This window comes from Actinoallomurus iriomotensis (assembly GCF_030269445.1).
Taxonomy (GTDB): domain Bacteria; phylum Actinomycetota; class Actinomycetes; order Streptosporangiales; family Streptosporangiaceae; genus Actinoallomurus; species Actinoallomurus iriomotensis.
The window spans coordinates 16251-34721 of record NZ_BSTJ01000011.1 but is presented as its reverse complement, the minus strand read 5'-3'; the positions used below and the strand labels follow the sequence as shown (position 1 = coordinate 34721).

The window sequence follows — 18471 nt, the reverse complement described above, 5'->3', positions numbered from 1 at the left end:
ATGCATCTCCTCAAGCCTTCCCGTGCCTGGCTGCCGGTGATCGTGGCGGCATGGACGATGATCCTGATCGCGGTCACCGCCATCGGTTTCGCCCCCACCGCCACCGCTGCTCTCCCCGCGGATGGGCGGGCGATCTCACGGGAACTCGCGGCGCCCACACCACCGGTCGAGGCACTGCCGGACAGCTCGCCGCCGGACAGCTCTGCGGCGGTCAGTTCCCCGCCGGCCGACACACCGACCCCGAGCCCCGCCTCGACGACGCCGCCCGCAGCCTCCCCCGGCACGGCATCGACGGCGAGCCCCGGCACGTCCGGCGCGCCCGGCACCGACCCGACCTCGCCTGTTGCTCCGGACGGCGGTTCGGGGTGCGGGATGCTCGATCTGGGATGCCGGGCGATCACCGGGTTCTTCCGCGCCGTGGTCTCCGCCGCGGTCAACCCGGTGTTCCGCTTTTTGGCCGGTTCGGTGCTGGCCGCTCCGCGTGTCGATCAGATCTCTCGTGTCCACAGCATGTGGACAACGTCGGTGTGGGTCGCGAACAGCTGTTTCGTGTTGTTGGTGGTCATCGGCGGGATGCTGGTGATGGGCCACCAGAGCCTGCAGACCTCTTATACCGCCAAGGACATCGCCCCGCGCCTCATTGTCGCCGTGGTGGCCGCGAACGCGAACCTGCTTGTGATCGGCCCGGCCATCGACATGGCGAACGCCGTGTCGGCGGCGTTGATGGGCAAGGGCGTCGACCCGGCCCAGGCCGCAAAAGCCCTTCAAGGTCTGGTGCTCGCGGCAACGACGGGCCCGAACGATGTGTTCTTGATGCTGCTGGCACTGGTCGCGGTGATCGCGGCGCAGGTGGTGGTGTTCACTTTCGCGCTGCGGCTCATGGCGCTGGTGTTGTTGACCGTCGCAGCGCCGCTCGCACTCGCCTGCCATGCGCTCCCCCAGACCGAAGGGGTGGCGCGGTTGTGGTGGCGGGCGATCGGTGGGGTGCTGGCCATCCAGGTCGCGCAATCGCTGGTGCTGACCGCCGGCCTGCGGGTGTTCTTCGCCTCCGACCAGAAAGCCGTCTTCGGATTCCGGACACCGCATTCGATGCTCGATCTGGTGCTGGTGATCTGCCTGTTTTACATCCTGGTGCGCATCCCGTCCTGGGTGGTCCGGATGATCAGCCGGGGTGGGGTGAGCGGTAGCCCGCTCGTGCGGATCGTCCGTACCCTCGCCGCCGTCTTGATCGTCCGGCGCGTGTCCGCTCTCGCTGGTACCCGCACCACAGGTAAGGGTGGTGGTCCGCGCCGCCCGCCCCCGGCCGCGTCCCAGCCGCCGCCGTCGGTGCCAGCACCACCGTCCGGCGGACCTGTCCGCGGGGAGCAGCTCGAGCTGCCGCTGGAAAGACCACGCCACCCTCCTCGCGGGGAGCAGCTGCCGCTGGAACGGCCCGGCCGCCCCGCGCCACAGCCGACGGCTCCGGCGGCGCGGTGGACGCAGCTGCGGCTTCCCGGCACCGCAGCTCGGCCGCCCCGCTGGACCCAAACGTCTTTGCCGATCCGCCCCCGCTACGTCCAGACCCGCCTGCCCGCCCCGCCACCACGGGCCGGCCGCCAGGGCGACCTTCCGCTGCCCTTCCCCGCTCCGGGCACGGCCGCGGCGGGCCGGTCCCCGCGCCGCCTCGCCGACGCTGCCGCGCTCGGTGACGCCGAAGCCCGTGCCCGCCGCCACACCGCTCGCCCGCATCCCGGCTCTACTGCGCGTTCTGATCGGAGGAACAGGTGATGAGCCCGTATACGGTGACGATCCCCGCGAACTTGGACCACGAGGACCGCCTCGTCGGCAATCTGACCGCACGCCAGCTCGCCATCCTCACGCCCACCGCCCTGCTGGTGTGGGCGCTGTATCTGGCCACCAGCACCCTCATCCCGTTCCCGGTGTTCGCCGCCCTGGCCGTCCCCCTCATCGGGGTGGCCGCTGCGCTTGCGCTGGCCGAACGTGACGGCGTCACCGTGGACCGGCTCGCCCTGCACGCCCTTGCCCACGCCCGTCGGCCCCGCCGGCTCATTCTGGCCCCGAACCCGATCCCGGCTTTGCCAGCCTGGGCCGCCGCGGCACGACCAGAGGCGCCGTTGCCGGCACCGCTGCGGCTTCCAGCGCGTGCGATCCGCGGTGACGGCGCGATCAACCTCGGCGCCGAGGGCGTCGCGGTCATCGTGGCCTGTACCACCGTCAGCTTCGCCCTGCGCACCCCCAATGAGCAGGCCGCCCTGGTCGGCGCGTTCGGTGGCTGGCTCAACGCCCTCACGGGCCCGGTGCAGATCCTCGTGCACGCCCAGCCGATTAACCTGGCCCCCGCCATCACGCTTCTGCAAGAACGCGCGGCGGGACTGCCGCACCCGGCGCTGGAAGACGCGGCGCTGGACCACGCCAGGTTCCTGGGCGAGCTGGCCGCTACCCGCGAACTGCTCGGACGCCAGGTCCTCATCGTGCTCCGCGAACCCTCCACCGCCCACGGCACCGGCACCGGCACCGGCGCGGAGGCGCGGAGGTTCGGGGATGCGGAGGCGGCGGCGCTGCGGGTACTGCAGCGCGCCGAGCAGACAACCCGCGCTCTGGCCGCCGCTGGCATCACCGCCTACCTCCTCGACGGCGCCCAAGCCGCAGCGGTACTGGCTGCCGCAGCCGACCCGACCGCGCCACCGATGGACCCGGGCCAGGCCATGCCGGACGAGCCCATCACGTACGGAAACCAGGCGGAGGCCAGGCGATGAAACCGATCACCTCCCTCCTCCCCGCCTGGCTCCGGCCCTCCATCGATGACTCCGCCGATGAGGACCATGCGGGGGCACCGTTCGGGCCGCCCGCCATCGGAGTCCAGCCGCGTCGCCTTGACCTGAGCGAGGGAGTGTGCGCGTCGCTGGTGGTCACCGGGTATCCGCGTGAGGTCGGGCTCGGCTGGCTCGAACCCCTCCTGACCTACCCCGGCCGCCTCGACGTTGCCCTGCACATCAATCCGATCCCACCCGCCGTCGCGGCGAGTCGGCTACGTCGGCGCCTCGCCCGCCTGGAGGCCGGCGCCCGATCCGATTATGAGCAGGGACGGCTGATCGACTTCGAAGCCGACGCCGCCGCCACAGACGCCCACGATCTGGCCGCACGACTGGCCCGCGGCGAAGGCCGTCTCTTCCAGGTCGGCCTGTCCCTGACGGTCCACGCCCGCACCCCGGCCGAGCTGGATGAGGAAGTTTCCCGGGTGCGGGCGCTGGCGGCCGGCTTGCTGATCGACGCCAAGCCCACCACCTTCCGGGCCCTGCAAGGTTGGATCACCACCCTCCCCTTCGGTGTCGACCTTCTCGGTACCGGGCGCACGTTCGACACCAGCGCCCTGGCGGCCGCGTTCCCGTTCACCTCCCCGGATCTGCACGCCGACCTGGGTGAGCACGCCGTGCTGTACGGGGTGAACGCGGCATCAGCCTCACTCGTGATGTGGGACCGGTTCACCTGCGACAACCACAACTCCGTGATCCTGGCCCGCTCAGGTGCCGGCAAGTCCTACCTCGCCAAGCTGGAGATTCTGCGGTCGCTGTTCACCGGCGTCGACGTCTGCGTCATCGACCCCGAAAACGAATACCAACGGCTCGCCCAGGCCGTCGGTGGTGCACACATCGCCCTCGGCGCCGACGGTGTCCGCCTCAACCCGTTCGACCTGCCACCCGGCGCGCACAAGACGAAGGACGCGCTCACCCGGCGGGCGCTGTTCATCCACACCTTCATCTCCGTGTTGTGCGAAACCCCGCTCACCCCACCCGAACGCGCCGCCCTCGACCGCGCCATCGTCGCCGCATACCACGACGCCGGGCTGACCGCCGACCCGCGCACCTGGACCCGCCAGCCGCCCACCCTGCCCGACCTGGCCACCGCCCTGGGAAACGACGGCGACCCCGCCGCAGGCGAGCTCGCGGCCCGGCTCGCACCGTATGTAACCGGGACCTGGCGCCAGTTGTTCGCCGACCCCACCACCACCCGCCCCGACTCCCACCTGATCGTTTTTTCCCTGCGGGATCTGCCCGAGGAGCTGAAGACCGTCGGGACGCTACTGACGTTGGATGTGATCTGGCGGCGCGTCACCGACGTGAACAGACGCAAGCCACGCCTGGTCGTGGTGGATGAGGGCTGGCTGCTGATGCGCCAGACCGAAGGCGCGAAGTTCCTGTACCGGATGGCCAAAGCGGCCCGCAAGCACTGGGCCGGACTGACCGTCATCACCCAAGACGCCGCCGACGTCCTCGGCTCCGACCTCGGTCAAGCCGTCGTCGCCAACGCCGCCACCCAGATCCTGCTCCGCCAAGCACCCCAAGCCCTCGACCAGATCACCGACGCCTTCGCCCTCACCGACGGCGAACGCCAACTCCTGGCTTCGGCCCGCCGCGGCCAAGGACTCTTGCTCGCCGGCGCCGACCGGGTCGCCTTCGACGTCGTGGCCAGCCCGGGCGAAGACGCGCTCGCCACCACCGACCCGGCCGTCCTCGCCGCGCTCGAATTCACCGATGGAGCCGGCGAGTTCGGTGCGGCCGGTTCCGGCATCGAGGAGTTGGAGTTGCACACCGGTCTGGATGAGGAGGGGGACCTGTGATCCGCCTTCGCAGGGACGCGGTAACAACCTCGCCGGCCGGCCGGCTGGTCCAAGATCCTCTCGGGGCTTTGACGCTTGGGTGGCATCTGGTCATCCACTTGCTGCTTGCGCATCTGGTCCCCGTGGCCGGGACGGCGCTCGCCGTCACAGCGCTCGCGCTGACCGGCCGGGAAGTCATCCGGCGGTGGCGGCAGCACCGGCTCACCCAGGGTGCCCGCGTGGTGCACATCCAGGTTCCGCCCCAGGTCGCTGAGCCGGCCGCGGCGGTGTTCTGGGCAAACCTGATCGGGCTGCTGCGCCCCCGCTTCAAACGATGGCTGTTCGACCAACCGCACCTGGCTTTTGAATACCTCTGGGACGGTCCCCAACTGCACATCCGGCTGTGGGTACCCGGCGTTGTTCCCACCGCGCTGATCGCGCGTGCCATCGAGGCGGCCTGGCCCGCCGCCCGCACCACCATCACCGCCCCTACCTCGCCGTTCCCTGGCCACGCGATGGCGACGGGCGGGGTGCTGCGGCTGGCGCGCCCCGACCACCACCCGATCAACACCACCCACGCTGAGGACCCGATCCGTCCCCTGCTGGGTGCGGGCACCGGTATCGGCCCGAACCAGACCGCCCTCGTGCAGATCCTGGTCCGCCCTGTCACCGGACACCGCCTCGGCCGCGCCTACCGAGCCGCAGCCCACCTGCGCGGCGCCACCCAACCCAGCATGGTCGGGCGGCTGCTGGACCTGCTCACCCCCGGCACCACGCCAACCCGCACGACAGGGGTCGTGGCGACGCATCCGGAACGGGCGGGAGAGATCCGCGCGATCCTCGACAAGGCCGCCGCACCGCGTTTCGCCGTGGCCATCCGCTACGCCGCCGCCACCAGTTTCACCACCGACCCGGTGGCGAGCCGGGCCTGGGTCCGAGGCCGGGCGCACGCGCTCGCCGCCGCCTTCGCCGTCTTCTCCGGCCGCAACCACTTCACCCGCCACCGCCTCCCCCACCCCGCCCGCGCCCTCACCGAACGGCGGATGGGCCATGGAGATCTGCTGTCGGTCAGTGAGCTGGCGGCGATCGCGCACCTTCCCTACGACCCCGCCGTGCCCGGCCTGGCCCGCGCCGGCGCGAACTCGATCCCCCCACCCCCGCAGGTCGCGGCCGGCGGGCGTAGCTGCAAACTCCTCGGCGACGCCGACGCCGGACCCGCCCGCCCCATCGCGTTGCGCGTACCGGACGCGCGCCAGCACCTGCACGTTCTGGGCGCGACCGGCGCCGGCAAGTCCACTCTCCTGGCCCACCTCATCCTCACCGACGCGTCTGCGGGCCGGGCCGCGGTGGTCATCGACCCGCGCGGGGACCTGATCAACGACCTCCTCGACCGCCTCCCCGAAAGCGCGGCGTCCCGGGTGTGGCTGATCGACCCCGACACCACCCCACCACCCGCCCTCGGCGTCCTGGCAGGGCCGGACGCGAACCTGGCCGGGGACAACCTGGTCGGGATCTTCCGCAGGATCTTCGCCGACTCCTGGGGCCCCCGCACCGACGACATCCTCCGCTCCGCCGTCCTCACCCTCCAGCAAACCGCTGGCGCGACCCTCGCCGACGTCCCCCGGCTGTTGACCGATGAGACCTACCGGGCACGGGCGACCCGCCGTCTCACCGACGACATCCTCACCGGCTTTTGGAGCTGGTACTCCGGCCTGTCACCGGAAGCGCGGGCGAATGTGATCGGGCCGGTGATGAACAAACTCCGCGCCTTCCTCCTGCGTCCCTTCGTCCGCGCCGTCGTCGGCACGCCTGGCCCCGGCCTCAACATGCCCCGCCTGCTCGATGGCGGCGGACTGCTGCTCGTGCGGGTCCCCAAGGGCACCCTCGGTGACGACACCGCCCGGCTGCTGGGCTCGTTCGTGGTCGCCAAAGTCTGGGAAGCCATCACCGCCCGCGCCCACCAACCCGAAACCCGGCGCCGGGACGCCGCCCTGGTCATAGATGAGGCCCACAGCTTCCTCAACCTGCCCCACGGCATCGAGGAAATGCTCGCCGAAGCTCGCGCCTACCGCCTCTCGGTCACCCTCGCGCACCAAAACCTCGCGCAGTTCCCACCCGGAATGCGGGACGCCGTCGCCACCAACGCCCGCAACAAAGTCATCTTCGCCGTCTCCCCCCACGACGCCCGCGACCTGGCTCCGCTCACCCGCCCGAACCTGACCGAACACGACCTGACCAACCTGGCCGCCTACCAAGCCGCCGCCCGCCTCATCACCGCCAACAGCGAAACCCCCGCCTTCACCCTCACCACCCGGCCCCTCCCCGGCCCCGCCCCGGGCCGCGCCGAGCTCTGCCGGAACGCCGCGCGTACGAACGCCGCGACCACCCACCGGCGACCCCCGCTCCACGACCCCCGCCACCCCGACCCTGATGAGACCGAAACGGCCTCACACCAGACGGCGAGCGGCGGCCTGGGAGACGAGCCGCCCTCGGCACAGCCACCGGCCTAACCGAAACCCGACGTCCCAGCAACGTTTGGAGGACTGCCATGCCCACACCCACCACCGGCCGCGCCCGCTCCTACATCGGAGCAGGCACGACCACCGCGAGCCCGGTCCGGCCACGCGTCAGCCCGGAACTGATCGCAACGCTGGCCACCCGCCTCACCCCCCGGGACCGGTGGCTGCTGGAAATCCTGCACGAACACCGCGCGCTGACCACCCACCAGATCCAGCAACTCGCCTTCCCATCGGTCAGCACCACCACCCACCGGCTCCTCGCCCTGTGGCGGCTCCGCGCCCTGGAACGGTTCCGGCCCGCGATGGCCACCGGCTCCGCCCCCTTGCACTACGTCCTCGGCCCCGCCGGCGCCGCCGTCCTCGCCGCCCGCCGCGGCCAAACCCTCACCGCCTTCGGCTACCGCCTCGACCGTGCCCTCGCGTTGGCCCACTCCGACAAACTGCACCACCTCATCGGCGCCAACGGCATCTTCACCGCCCTGGCCCACCACGGCCGCACCCACCCCGGCGCCGCTCTGCTCACCTGGTGGTCCGAACGCCGCTGCCAAGCCACCTGGGGCAAATACGCCCGCCCCGACGGCTACGGCCGCTGGCACCAAGACGGCCACGAGACCGACTTCTTCGTCGAGTACGACACCGGCACCGAACCTTTGCCCCGGCTGCTCGTCAAGATCGGCGACTACACCGCCCTGGCCGAACTCACCGGCATCACCGACACCCCCGTGCTCTTCGCCCTGCCGAACCCGCCCCGCGAAGACCACCTCCACACCCGCCTCACCACCGCCGGCGGTCCGCTCATCGCCACCACCACACCCCAAGCCCTGCAGACCGCCGGCGGACCCGCCGGACCCGCATGGCGTATCCCCGGTACGCCACAGCGACGGCGGCTCACCGAACTGACCCCCACCACAACCACGAGCACGACGGGAGAACGAGCATGAACATCAAACTCGCCATCGCCGCAGCCGGCGTCGCTCTCTTCGCCGTGGCGCTCCTGGCCGTCCGCGGCTCCCACCACGCCAAAACCGCCGACCCCGCTGACCGACGGACCAGCAGCTCCCGCCCGGCCGCGACACCCGCCTTTCTCGACGGCACGGCTTTGCTGCCGTTCGACGGTGGGCAGATCAGCCAAGCCGCCGGCCTCGCCACCCGATTCGCCGCCACCTTCGCCAGCCACCGTTACGACGAGACGCCCTCGGCCTATCTGAACCGCCTGGCGCCCATGATGAGCCCGCAACTCCGCACAGTCGTCGAACGCGCCGCCGCCGACCCCGCCACCCTCACCCAGCGGCGCCGCCTCCAGCAGATCACCACCGCCCACGCCCGGCCCGAGGCGATCCGCGCGCTCGGCCCCACCTCGATCACCTTCCTGGTCGCCGTCACCGAGCACGTCGCCACCGCGCACGCCAACCGCGCCGACACCGATCACTACGCCCTCACCCTCGCCCGTACCGCCGACCAGGACGACGACGGTTCTGGCGGCTGGCGGGTGTATGCGGTCGAGTTCGCCTCCACCGGCAACACCGGCCAGATCACCGCCACCCGCCAACCCGCCTCATGACCACCCGCCCGACCGCCCCGGCCAACACCCCGCAGAACCTGCGAGGAGAGGCCGGGGCGGTACAGGCGTCCGCCGCGATCGCGCTCGGTGCGCTGCTGTTGATCCCGCTGCTCATCACCATCGGCATCTCCGGCGCCGGGCAGGCCACCTGTGGGCAAGCCGGCCCCGGCCAGCCGGGCGTCACCACCGACGCGAGGACCGGGATTCCGGCGGACTACCTGCGGCTGTACCAGGCAGCCGGGCAACGGTACGGGATCCCGTGGAATCTGCTCGCCGCCATCGGGAAGATCGAATCCGATCACGGCCGTGATCCCGGTAGCGGTGTCCGGTCCGGGGCGAACTGGGCCGGGGCCGCCGGGCCTATGCAGATCGGCGTTGGCGGAGCCGCCGGGAACAACTGGGGCGGGGCGCCCCGTCACCCCGCCACCCAACGCACCAACGGTGTAGGCATCGACGGTGATGGGGACGGATGGGCCGATGTCCATGACCCGGCCGATGCCATCCCCGGGGCAGCGCGGTTCCTGCTCGCCCACGGCGCGCCGCAGAACCTGACGCACGCGGTGTTCGCCTACAACCCCGATTCGGGCTACGTCCGCCGTGTCATGGCCCAAGCCGCCCGCTACGCCACCAGCACCACCACACCCGCCACCGCCAACGGGCTGGACCCCGTCGCGTGTCCGGGCGACGTCGATGCGTTCACCAACATCCCCGGAGGGGTCGCGGCGACGGTCTTGGCCTACGCCCGCGCGCAAATCGGTAAACCCTACGTTTATGGGGGTGAGGGACCGGACTCCTTCGACTGCTCCGGGTTGACGATGATGGCCTACCGCGCCGCCCACATCACCATCCCACGCCTCTCCGACGCCCAATATTGGCACGGCAAACGCGTCCCCGCCGGATTCGAGCAGCCCGGGGATCTGGTGTTCTTCGACTACCAGCGTGGCCACACAGGACCCGGACACGTCGGCATCGTCGAAAACCCCCACACCGGCATCATGATCGTCGCACCCCACACTGGCACCCTTGTCCGCCGCCAGTCGTATAAGAACTATCCCGGCGGACCTGTCGGATTCACCCGTCCATTCGACAAGTCCAGGTGTCGGTTCCACATTTGCGTGGATAATTCCACATCCGGTGGACAGCCGATGGACAATTCCACGCTTTAGAGGTCATCTCATTTGGTGGCTAGGAATCCGCAACGAGCCGAGCCATCTCGTGTAGGTGGTGCCAGTACTCGGGGTCGTCCGCTTCGCTGAGTACAGGTATGACCTGGTCCAAGCGGGCAATGCAGCGAAGCAGGCCACTCCGCCCCTGCGCTTCGAGCTCGCCGCCGTTCTTGATCCAGATGGAAACCCAGGCTGCGGTGTCCGAGTCCAGCATCACCAGGTCAAAGCCGGCTCGGTCCGCACCTGCCAATCTGGGAGGAAAGGGCAGTTTCATGAACTCTTGATAAAGGCGAGATACGGCCTCGAACGCGGTTTCTTTGCTCACGCGGGCCATCATGGCTCAGCTGTGCCAATGCACGGAGCCGTCCTGAGTCTGCGGTAGCAGATGAGGGTGCAGGCGATGCTGGTGAAGGCGAGGAAGTGCTCGGCTTTGCGTTCGTAGCGGCGGTGCAGGCGGCGGCAGCCGGCGAGCCAGGCCATCGTGCGTTCGACGGTCCAGCGGTGACGGCCGAGTCGTTGGGAGGACTCGATGCCTTTGCGGGCGATGCGGTGGGTGATCCCGCGTAGGCGAAGCCATCGGCGCAGGTGGTTGGAGCGGATCGGTGGAATGCCGCTGACCAGCGGGATGAGGGCCTGGCTGTCGTGGAGGTTCGCACCCGAGATTCCGACGGATATGGGCAGGCCGGACCGCTCGGTGATCAAGTAGATCTTCGAGCCGTACTTACCCCGATCCACAGGATTCGGACCTGTCAGGTCCCCCTTTTCATGGCCCTCATGTTCACCGAGTCGATCGCGCAGCGGCTCCAGTCCAGCCCGCCACACGCGCCAAGCTCGTCCAGGACCAAGCGATGGAGCTTGGCCCACACCCGGTCCTTGCTCCACTCGGTGAACCGGCGGTGAGCCGTGGGCCCTGAAGCCCCGAAGGAAGGCGGCAGCTGGCGCCACGTACAGCCGGAGGTGGCGACGAATACGATGGCCGCCAGCACCTCACGGTCTCCGTACCGACGCCGGCCGCCACCCTGCGGCCGCGACGGCGCAGGCGGCACGACCCGCTGGAACAACTCCCACAGTTCATCCGGCACGAGGCGCTCAACGATCCCCACCACCGCAGACTACCGAACGCGCCAAATGAGACGACTACTTAGTGGTGGACAGCCTCAGTTAGATGAGGATCATTGGGTCGGCGTCTTGCGTGCCGCCCAGACCCGCTTGATCGGCGGCGGGCGTGAGGCCGGCTGGGCATCGCCCAGCCGGCCTCACGCGTTGTCCAGGCGAGCGGGGTCAGGTGGCCGGGTGGCCGGGAGCCGTCTGGCTCAGATCGCTGCTGTAGTCGGGGTCGGTGAACGTCTTGGTGCTGGAGAAGATCAGGTAATCGCCGTTGACGGCCTCGGGTTTCCCGATAGTGACCGGCAGAGCGGCGATGGCGTCCGGTGTCATCTGGTGGGCATTGGCTGCGGCCTTGGTGCAGTAGTCGATTATGCCGGGCTCGGTGATTCCGGGCTTCGCGGCGGCGCGGCGTGCGACTTCGTTGTTCCAGAAGTCCGTCTTGTCCGAGGCATTGTTTAGGTCGTCGCCGTTGACGAACAACTGCTTCCAGCGATCGCCGTCGAGGTGAACACTGGTCTGGAGTTCATGGCTGTTGGCGATGGTCGTCGCGAAAGCGGGATCGTGGCCGAGACGTACGGTCATCAGCCCCTGCCACAGGCAGTGCCGTAGAGCATCACGCCGGTCTTCCTGACCGGGCAGCATCTTGTCGGGTGACTGCTGGTAGCGGTAGACGAGCCAGGCGATGCGCAGTGAATCCTGGGTGGAGTTCTTGAAGTTGCCGCAGAGGTTCGGGTCATGGGCGATGAGGGCGCATACGCCGTTCAAGGCCACGGGGTTGAGGATCTTGTCGGCACCGCTCTCGGTCTCCCAGCCCTGTTGTCCCTCGGGCGGGAAGGTCGGTGCGTCCGTGCAGGCCGGTGGGCGGGCCGAGCCGGCGAAGGTGAGGAAGGTCTCGGGGACGTACCCGTGAGCGGAATCAACAGTGACCTTGTCCCACCAGGCGCTGGTTCCGCCGGGACCGGTCACCGGGGCAGTGCCGGTGACGCGGCAGTCGGCGGTGGCATGGTGCCCGGCCGGAAGCCGAGGTGCGTATTCAGCGAACGCGATCTCGTGGAACGCATAGTTCGGGCCCTTGCGCAGCCCGAGGCTGGATGGTGCCGCGACGGTCGCATCGATTCCGCCCTGCGTGGCACCGGTCAGGCTGGCGACTGGCCCGACCGCGGCGCTCGCGGGCATCGTCCAGGCGGCGGTGACGGCGGCGGCCAGGGTGACGAGGATCGCGATGAAAACCGCGGTCCCCGGCGTGTGAGGTCTGAGGTGCATGAGTGTGTCCTCCTGCGGTCGTGCGGGAACGCTGCGCGGACAGGCGTCACCTGCCGCAAAGGTCCACCGGGGGTGCGCCGGCCGGGTGTGCGGCGCATGTCCAGCCTGTAATCGGCTCACGAAGATCGGAAGAGGTGGCGGCGAGCGCCGACCAACCCATCATCAATCAATCAAATTCGAGTCAGGAACACAGCAGGGCAGCCGGTCTGTCCATCAACCGTGGACAACATCCCACCGGAATCGTGCCCCCGAACATGGACATGCAGCTCAGAGAAGATCGATTGTTCACCGAAACGTGGAACCTGCACCAGGAAATCTGAAGCCTCTTCGGGCGGGAACTCGAGTAAGGGGGGTGGCCAATGAACCTATCGAATGCTCGGGTTCGTGAACTTGAGGGTGTTCGGCCTGACCGTGGTCCGGGAAATGTCGTACGCGGTCGGCAGGATGCCCGGCATGGAATGGAGACCGTGGCTGACGCGCTGGAGTGACGAATGGGTGCGCAGCGCCGACGCCGAACCCGACCCCGAGCTGGCGCGCACCCGCTGGCTCGGCTTCGGCCCCGCCGCCGAGGACGCCGTCGCCGCGGCCGAGGAGCGGATCGGCATGCGGCTGCCCCCGTCCTACCGCGAGTTCCTCCTGACGACGGACGGCTGGCGCGACGCCGGGATCTTCGTCTGGCGGATGCGCGACACGTCCGACATCGGCTGGCTCCGCGACATCGAGCCCTACTGGGCGGACAGTTGGGCGGAGCTTTGCGACGACGATCGGCAGGAGGGCACGTGCCTGTCCCGCGGCTTGCTGATCTCCCGGGACGCCGACGCGGGGATCCTGTTCCTGGATCCCGGCGACGCCGGTGCAGATGGTGAATGGGCCGCCTACAGCCTGTTCTCCTGGCGGGCCGCACCGCCGGAGCGGTTCCCGTCCTTCTTCGCTCTGATGGAGGACCTCTACGCCCAATTCCATCGGATGCGCAAGCCGGACGGCGAGGTCCGGGACGCGTGGGACGCCACAGTCGAACAGGCGCGCCTCGACGCCCTCGCGGGCCGCATCGACGGTGTCGAGGAGACGCTGGCCAAGGCGGAGGAGTTCGGCAGCGACCGCGCCACCGCGCTCCGCGCCCAGCTCCAGCTCTTCCTCGACCGTCCCGCCGGGCAGTCGCTCGGCCGGCTAGTATCGCCCCATTTCATGCTCGACGGCTTTGTGACCGATCCGCTGTTCACCGAGGAGTTCCTGCCGCTGCTGTTCGCCCAGCACGCCGAGAACACCTCCCCTAACACCAATTCGGTCCTCCAATCAGCGATGATCGCCGACCGCCCGGACTTCCACCTGCTCGTCGGCGAGTACCAGGCCCGCCTCCGACGCGGTGAGCCCCACATGACGTACGGCAATCCCGAGTTCGACGCCCTCGTCAGAGCCGCGGTGGACGAGCACGGCGATGACCCCGACGCCCTCTGGCAGGACGTCGAGGCCGCGTTCGCCCACTGGCGCCCGCGCAGCGCCGACCACATCGCGCCCGTCGCCCTGCTCGCCGACCCCGCCGTCGCGGCCGCCCTCACCCCCGAACGCCGCCGGGCCCTCATCTCCCGCCCGCGAGGTGACCACCAATGATGCCCTTCCCGAACCGGGACGACGTGGCGATGGAGCAGATCCTCCGCACCTGCGGACACGACCACGACATCCCTGAGGAGAACCGACTGGAAGTGACCGCCACCGAGACCGACGAGAACGGGCAGACCGTCAACATCAACCACACCGCCTGCCGCAGATGCGGAATGATCCAGGTCAGCCGCTGGCAGCCCCCGGAGCCGGGCACCCACCGCTTCGTCGTCATGTCCACCTTCGAGCGGCCAGAACCGGGCGACGTCCCCGGCCTCGCCGAACGCGCCCTCCAGGTGACCGACGCGGAACTCGCCGACTTCATCGCCGCGCGCGGATTCCCCGCCGGCGTCCCCGCCGACTTCGCCCCCGACCGGCGCACCACCGCGTCCGTCGAGCACCTCGACCTCACGCTCCGGATCCGGGCCGGCCAGTTCGCCCTGCTCGACCGCCCCCGCTCAGTAGGCGACATCCTCCCCGTCCCCGCCTACGCCGAGTCCGCCGACCTCATCGACGCCGTCCCGGGCTCGGCGCTGTTCTGGCCGCCCATCCACGACGGCGAACTAACCCTGTCCGTGACGATCTCCCCGACGCCCCCAGAACCCGACCGGTCCTACGACCGGATCGTGGAGCTGAGCTGCCGGTTCGGCACGGGCCACGCCGTCCTGCACGAACTCGCCGGACGGAAGCTGCCCCTGCCGCCGCTCCCCGCAGGCCACGGCGACTACCGCCTGCGGTTCCACACGAAGCCATCCGGGTGCCTCCTCCAGATCTGGAACCAGCCCCGCACCAAACCGAACATCCTGCGCTGACCTGCCCCCGCCATCACGCCGCGCGGACGTCCGGCCGGACCAGCCCGAGCCCGGACGACGCCGCCGCGCCAGGGGCACACCTCATAGGCCAAGGCGATCTGGCCGGGGTTATTCGTATATGCACGGGATGAACATGACCGAACCCGCACCCCGACCAGGCTGGACCGGGTTGACCAGAGCGTCAGCGGGGCGCCGAATTTTCGGCGCCCCTCTGACTTCCCGCGTTAGGACGGGCCTTCCCGAGTCAGGTGATGGCGGTCGGAACCGGGGTTTCTTCATCCTCGCGTGCGGGGTCGAGAGGTTCGGATTTGGTCAGGTCGGCCAGGAACGCCGCGATGAACTCGGTCGGGGTCTCCTCGGTGAAGGTGGCCTCCCACAAGACATCGTTGAGATCGCCGTAGGCGCGGATCACCCACAGCGCTTCCGCCGCCGCGAAATCATTGCGCTCGGGCAGGAACGCCGCGATCACGCGATGGTCCGGCGGGAAGACGTACGCGTTCCCGACCTCGTCGTGGGTGATGGTCCACCCCTCGCGTTCCACCACGTTCAGCGCGGTGCCGGGGCATCCCGGCCCGGCCAGCGGCCGTGCCACCAGTGACATGTCATCTCCCCCTTTTCCCTTCAGGGTTTCTACGGACGTCCTCGCACCTGCCGGGTCGACCCCGGCCGGGGCGGGCGGTCGATGAAGGCTCGACTCGCCGATGCCCGTCAAGTGCCACGCACGCCCCTGCACCGGGGCGGGGCATTGCTGGGTAAATTCCGCACGGGAAACAAACACCGCCCGGTTGACTCGGGAACGGTTTGGTGTACTGGAACAAGTCGGCGCGGCTTGACGGAAAGGCGGCAGTTGGCAGCGAGGCCGCCCTGCGGATGGTCGTCCGGTCCGCATGAACCAGTCGAAAATCTAGAGGACTCATGCAGGCTACGAGGCGTTCCTCCTGATGAGGTGCCGGTAAAGGAGTAGGGGCCAGCACAGGCCGCGGATCACGGAATATATTAGGAGGGCTACGGCCCCGAAATACCGGGACAGGAGTTGCTCCCACGGGGGACGCATGGCGGATGCCTCATTCACAGCATGTTGCACGTCCTCCCACAAATCAGCCCAGCGCGTTCGGGCAACCACGACTGCGGTAGCGCCGTAGCCAGCGAAGACGACCGCGAATACGGTTTGAAGCAACGTTCCTCCTCCTTAACGGGACGAGTTTGCTGGAGCCAGGTGACAGCGCGAGGCGGGTTGCATCCAGCCTCGTCAACGGCCAGGCCTGACCAGGGCTGCTGGTGGTGAGGTGGTCGTGGCGAGACCTACCAGCGGGCGTAGGTGCGCAGGTACGACATCTCCAGGGATCGCCGGGCCGAACTCGGCGTAGGCGGCGGTTTCATTCGCGCCGGTCGGTACTGGCGGGCCCGGCGGGCAGGGTGATTTCACGGCTGGCGTGCAGGATGGCGGCGGGGTCGGTGTCATGACGGAAGTCGTTGGCGGCCTGACGAAGGATCACCACCGGGTCCTTGGTGCGCGGACATCGGGTGCAGGGTGTGCTGGCGTCGAGGCGAAGCAGGGCGCGGTGGGCGGCCTCGCGGGTTTTATGCAGGGCGGTGGCCGGGTCGAGACCGTTTTGGATGTGGCAGGTGAGGGTGGTCCACCAGCGGGCGTAGGGCTGCCGGTAGGCCAGGGCGGCCATGGCCTCGATGAACTCGAAGCCGTCCTTGACGATGTCTTGATCGAGTTGTTTCGCGAGCTCATTCCGCGCTTTGTCCGCCTCGTCGATGGCCTGCTGGGCAAGAGTGAGCACCAGTTCACGCAACTCGACCGTTTCCGCGGCTGGGGTGGAGGGAGGCGCGCTGAGTTGCCAGCGGTGGATGATTGCGCCTCGGCGACGCTGGGTCTGGTCGGGTGCGCGGTGCGCGAGGCCGGCTTTCTTGAGTTCCGCCAGGATGCTGGCGGTCGTCGAATAGGCCAACCCGGTCGCTTCCGCCACCTCGCTGGCCGTGGATCCTGGATGGTCCCAAAGTGCAGCCGTGATGGCGTCGGTACTGTGCACCCGGGTCCGCCGCGGGACAGCGGGCAGGCCCAGCAGCAGCCGCATGACGGCGTTGACCGTAGGCTCGCCTGCGCGTGCTTGAAGTCCGGTGATGATGTCATACACCTGTTGATCGACGGCGATGGTTCGTTTCATTTGCGCTTTCGTCCCTTGTGCGTTTCACCGAAGCGGCCTTCGGCTTCCTGAATTCCGGGACGTGCATTGGTGTTCGACTCCCCGCAGCCGGTCAAGGCAACATCCCGGGGTGGCGACGCAGGGACAACACCGGGCATGCGCGCCTTCGGACGCGTGCGGACAGTGGATTGAGCGCCGTATCCCACGAGGCTGTTGTTCGCCGGTGTGAGCGGTCTTTCGTTTCAGGCCTGGTTACAGGTCGTTGACGGTGCGGCCGATCCGTCCGCGGGAGCGGCCGATGGTGTACTTCCAAAATCGGTTGTGGCCGGTTGCGTCGTAGTGGTCGTTGTGCCGGGCGTAAACGGTCTGTTCTTCACTAAGCGGGGTGCCGGTGGTGTAGTCACATTCGCGACACACGATGAGGTGAGTTTCGAGGTACGGGCGTTCGTCGGCGAGTTTTTCGCTGACGATGGATGCCACGATGAAGATGTTTTCGCTCATTGGGCTTCGGGTCCTTTCTTGCAGGTATTCGTCTCCGGCTACGAGGTGGCGGGGCTGGGCTCAGGGCTGGTCGGTGATGCTCGGGCGTTCGGAGCTGGTCGTGAGGGTGGCGGTGTCGTGGAAGAAGGCGCGGGTGGCCTCGACCGCGGTGATTGCCTCAGCGGTGGCGTAGGGGCAGGTGCTGCGCGGGATTGGCAGGGTCAGCAGCGCGTCGTGTGCGGTGGTGCGGGCGTCGGTCAGTGCGGTGGCGGGATCGGTTCCGCCGTCTTCGATGTGGTCGATCAGGGTGGTCCACCAGCGCGCGTACGCGCGGCGTTGGAGGGTTTCGGCGATCGCGGCGGCCAGGTTGGGTTCGTCGGTTCCGAGCAGGTGCGTGAGCCTTTGGCCGGCGCGCTGGGCGGCCTCGACGGCCTGGTCACGGTGGGTGAGCAGGGTCTGGTTGAAGTCAGCCACGGCTGAGCCTCCTGTTGGTCTCCCGGGTGGTTCGTGCGCCCGGCACGGTGCCGGATGGTGGCCGGGAGCGGGAGGGTGATGCGTCTTCACCCCTGGTGTCCAGTCGCGCGCAGCAAGTCCCCGGCAAGCCGTGTCCGGCCCGAGAGCCGTCGGCCGTCCCCGGAGGGAAGTGGATGTGCGCCCGGGGAGACGCCGGGCCGGTCAGGTGGAGATGTGGCGGCTTGACGGTGGCGCCGGAGTAGAGCGACCGTGCGCGCCCCGCCGACCAACGCGACCGGCTCTGGCGGCCGTAGGTGCAGGTCGCCGAGGATCTCGTGGTCCTGAGCCGAGAAGTAAAGGAGAGGCTCCGTTGATTCGTTGGGTGCCTGCTGACCCGCCGTACCGTGAGGCGGTGCACGCCCTACTCACCGAGACGGCGCTGAAGGTCGGCGCGCTCGATGGCGTGCCTGATTTGGATGATCTGCTGCGTGCGGTGGCGACCGCTCAGGTCCGGCAGTGGGGACTGCCGGGTGTCGACGCGCCGTTCCGGCTGGTGCGGGAGGCTCGTTTTCAGATCACGCGAACGATCGCGATCGAGCCACGCGATCGCGACGACCCCCTGATCGGCCTGGTCATGCAGGTGCTGGAGCGGCATCCGGCCGAACCCGTGGCCCGCATTCTGCAGGCCGCCGCCCGCAGGGTCTCCGGCCGCACCAGCGACCCACCGCCCGGTCGCTGACCAACGCGACCGGCTGGCCGGGCAT

General features: G+C 69.2%; 17 protein-coding genes. 10 read left to right on the top strand and 7 right to left on the bottom strand.

Annotated elements, in window-relative coordinates:
• The 7 genes from QSK37_RS37155 (at nt 1) to QSK37_RS37125 (ending at nt 9843) form a co-directional block, all read left to right on the top strand.
• Nucleotides 1-1767, top strand: coding sequence for a TrbL/VirB6 family protein (locus tag QSK37_RS37155; protein WP_285630330.1), 1767 nt, complete (start codon nt 1-3; stop codon nt 1765-1767).
• A complete protein-coding gene (locus QSK37_RS37150) occupies nt 1767-2756 on the top strand; it encodes a PrgI family protein (RefSeq protein ID WP_285630328.1) in 990 nt (329 codons plus the stop codon). The genes QSK37_RS37155 and QSK37_RS37150 overlap by 1 nt, the downstream gene beginning before the upstream one ends.
• On the top strand, nt 2753-4618 hold the full coding sequence (locus QSK37_RS37145) for a VirB4 family type IV secretion system protein (RefSeq protein WP_285630326.1): 1866 nt from the start codon (nt 2753-2755) through the stop codon (nt 4616-4618). The genes QSK37_RS37150 and QSK37_RS37145 overlap by 4 nt, the downstream gene beginning before the upstream one ends.
• A gap of 98 nt (nt 4619-4716) precedes the next feature.
• The gene (locus QSK37_RS37140; protein ID WP_285630324.1) at nt 4717-7107 is read left to right on the top strand and encodes a type IV secretion system DNA-binding domain-containing protein; all 2391 of its coding nucleotides are present in this window, start codon (nt 4717-4719) and stop codon (nt 7105-7107) included.
• Between the two features lie 38 nt (nt 7108-7145).
• Nucleotides 7146-8057 (top strand): replication-relaxation family protein, encoded by a 912-nt coding sequence (locus tag QSK37_RS37135; protein WP_285630322.1) that lies wholly within the window; start codon nt 7146-7148, stop codon nt 8055-8057.
• Complete coding sequence (locus tag QSK37_RS37130; protein WP_285630320.1) at nt 8054-8677, top strand: hypothetical protein; 624 nt, start codon at nt 8054-8056, stop codon at nt 8675-8677. The genes QSK37_RS37135 and QSK37_RS37130 overlap by 4 nt, the downstream gene beginning before the upstream one ends.
• Nucleotides 8674-9843, top strand: a complete 1170-nt coding sequence (locus tag QSK37_RS37125) for a C40 family peptidase (protein WP_285630318.1) — start codon at nt 8674-8676, stop codon at nt 9841-9843. The genes QSK37_RS37130 and QSK37_RS37125 overlap by 4 nt, the downstream gene beginning before the upstream one ends.
• A gap of 19 nt (nt 9844-9862) precedes the next feature.
• Here the strand turns inward: QSK37_RS37125 and QSK37_RS37120 are convergent, their stop codons facing one another.
• The 3 genes from QSK37_RS37120 to QSK37_RS37110 all read right to left on the bottom strand — a co-directional run bounded on the left by QSK37_RS37120 (nt 9863) and on the right by QSK37_RS37110 (nt 12213).
• Complete coding sequence (locus QSK37_RS37120) at nt 9863-10168, bottom strand: hypothetical protein (RefSeq protein WP_285630316.1); 306 nt, start codon at nt 10166-10168, stop codon at nt 9863-9865.
• Nucleotides 10169-10176: 8 nt separating this feature from the next.
• A protein-coding gene (locus tag QSK37_RS37115) for an IS5 family transposase (protein ID WP_432705635.1) occupies nt 10177-10946 on the bottom strand; the annotation gives its coding sequence in 2 pieces (ribosomal slippage) (nt 10177-10604 and nt 10604-10946; 771 coding nt in all).
• Between the two features lie 178 nt (nt 10947-11124).
• On the bottom strand, nt 11125-12213 hold the full coding sequence (locus QSK37_RS37110) for a DUF6973 domain-containing protein (protein WP_285630314.1): 1089 nt from the start codon (nt 12211-12213) through the stop codon (nt 11125-11127).
• A gap of 384 nt (nt 12214-12597) precedes the next feature.
• Between QSK37_RS37110 and QSK37_RS37105 the strand changes: the two genes are divergently transcribed.
• Together QSK37_RS37105 and QSK37_RS37100 are read left to right on the top strand one after the other, a co-directional pair.
• Entirely contained in the window at nt 12598-13821 is a 1224-nt protein-coding gene (locus QSK37_RS37105; protein ID WP_285630312.1) for an SMI1/KNR4 family protein, read from the top strand.
• Nucleotides 13821-14621, top strand: a complete 801-nt coding sequence (locus QSK37_RS37100) for a hypothetical protein (protein WP_285630310.1) — start codon at nt 13821-13823, stop codon at nt 14619-14621. Before QSK37_RS37105 ends, QSK37_RS37100 begins: the two co-directional genes overlap by 1 nt.
• A gap of 244 nt (nt 14622-14865) precedes the next feature.
• On the opposite strand, the gene QSK37_RS37095 is transcribed toward QSK37_RS37100, so the two are convergent.
• The 4 genes from QSK37_RS37095 to QSK37_RS37080 form a co-directional block, all read right to left on the bottom strand.
• Nucleotides 14866-15213 carry an SPDY domain-containing protein gene (locus QSK37_RS37095; protein WP_285630308.1) on the bottom strand — a complete coding sequence of 116 codons (348 nt, stop codon included), beginning with the start codon at nt 15211-15213 and terminating at the stop codon, nt 14866-14868.
• Between the two features lie 784 nt (nt 15214-15997).
• Nucleotides 15998-16795, bottom strand: a complete 798-nt coding sequence (locus tag QSK37_RS37090; RefSeq protein ID WP_285630306.1) for a MarR family transcriptional regulator — start codon at nt 16793-16795, stop codon at nt 15998-16000.
• A 231-nt stretch (nt 16796-17026) separates the two neighbouring features.
• Entirely contained in the window at nt 17027-17275 is a 249-nt protein-coding gene (locus tag QSK37_RS37085) for a hypothetical protein (RefSeq protein ID WP_285630304.1), read from the bottom strand.
• A gap of 60 nt (nt 17276-17335) precedes the next feature.
• Nucleotides 17336-17728, bottom strand: coding sequence for a hypothetical protein (locus QSK37_RS37080; protein WP_285630302.1), 393 nt, complete (start codon nt 17726-17728; stop codon nt 17336-17338).
• Between the two features lie 391 nt (nt 17729-18119).
• Here QSK37_RS37080 and QSK37_RS37075 point away from each other — a divergent pair, with 391 nt between their 5' ends.
• Nucleotides 18120-18446: a hypothetical protein gene (locus QSK37_RS37075; RefSeq protein WP_285630300.1), complete on the top strand. Its 327-nt coding sequence runs from the start codon at nt 18120-18122 to the stop codon at nt 18444-18446.
• Nucleotides 18447-18471 lie beyond the last annotated feature (25 nt).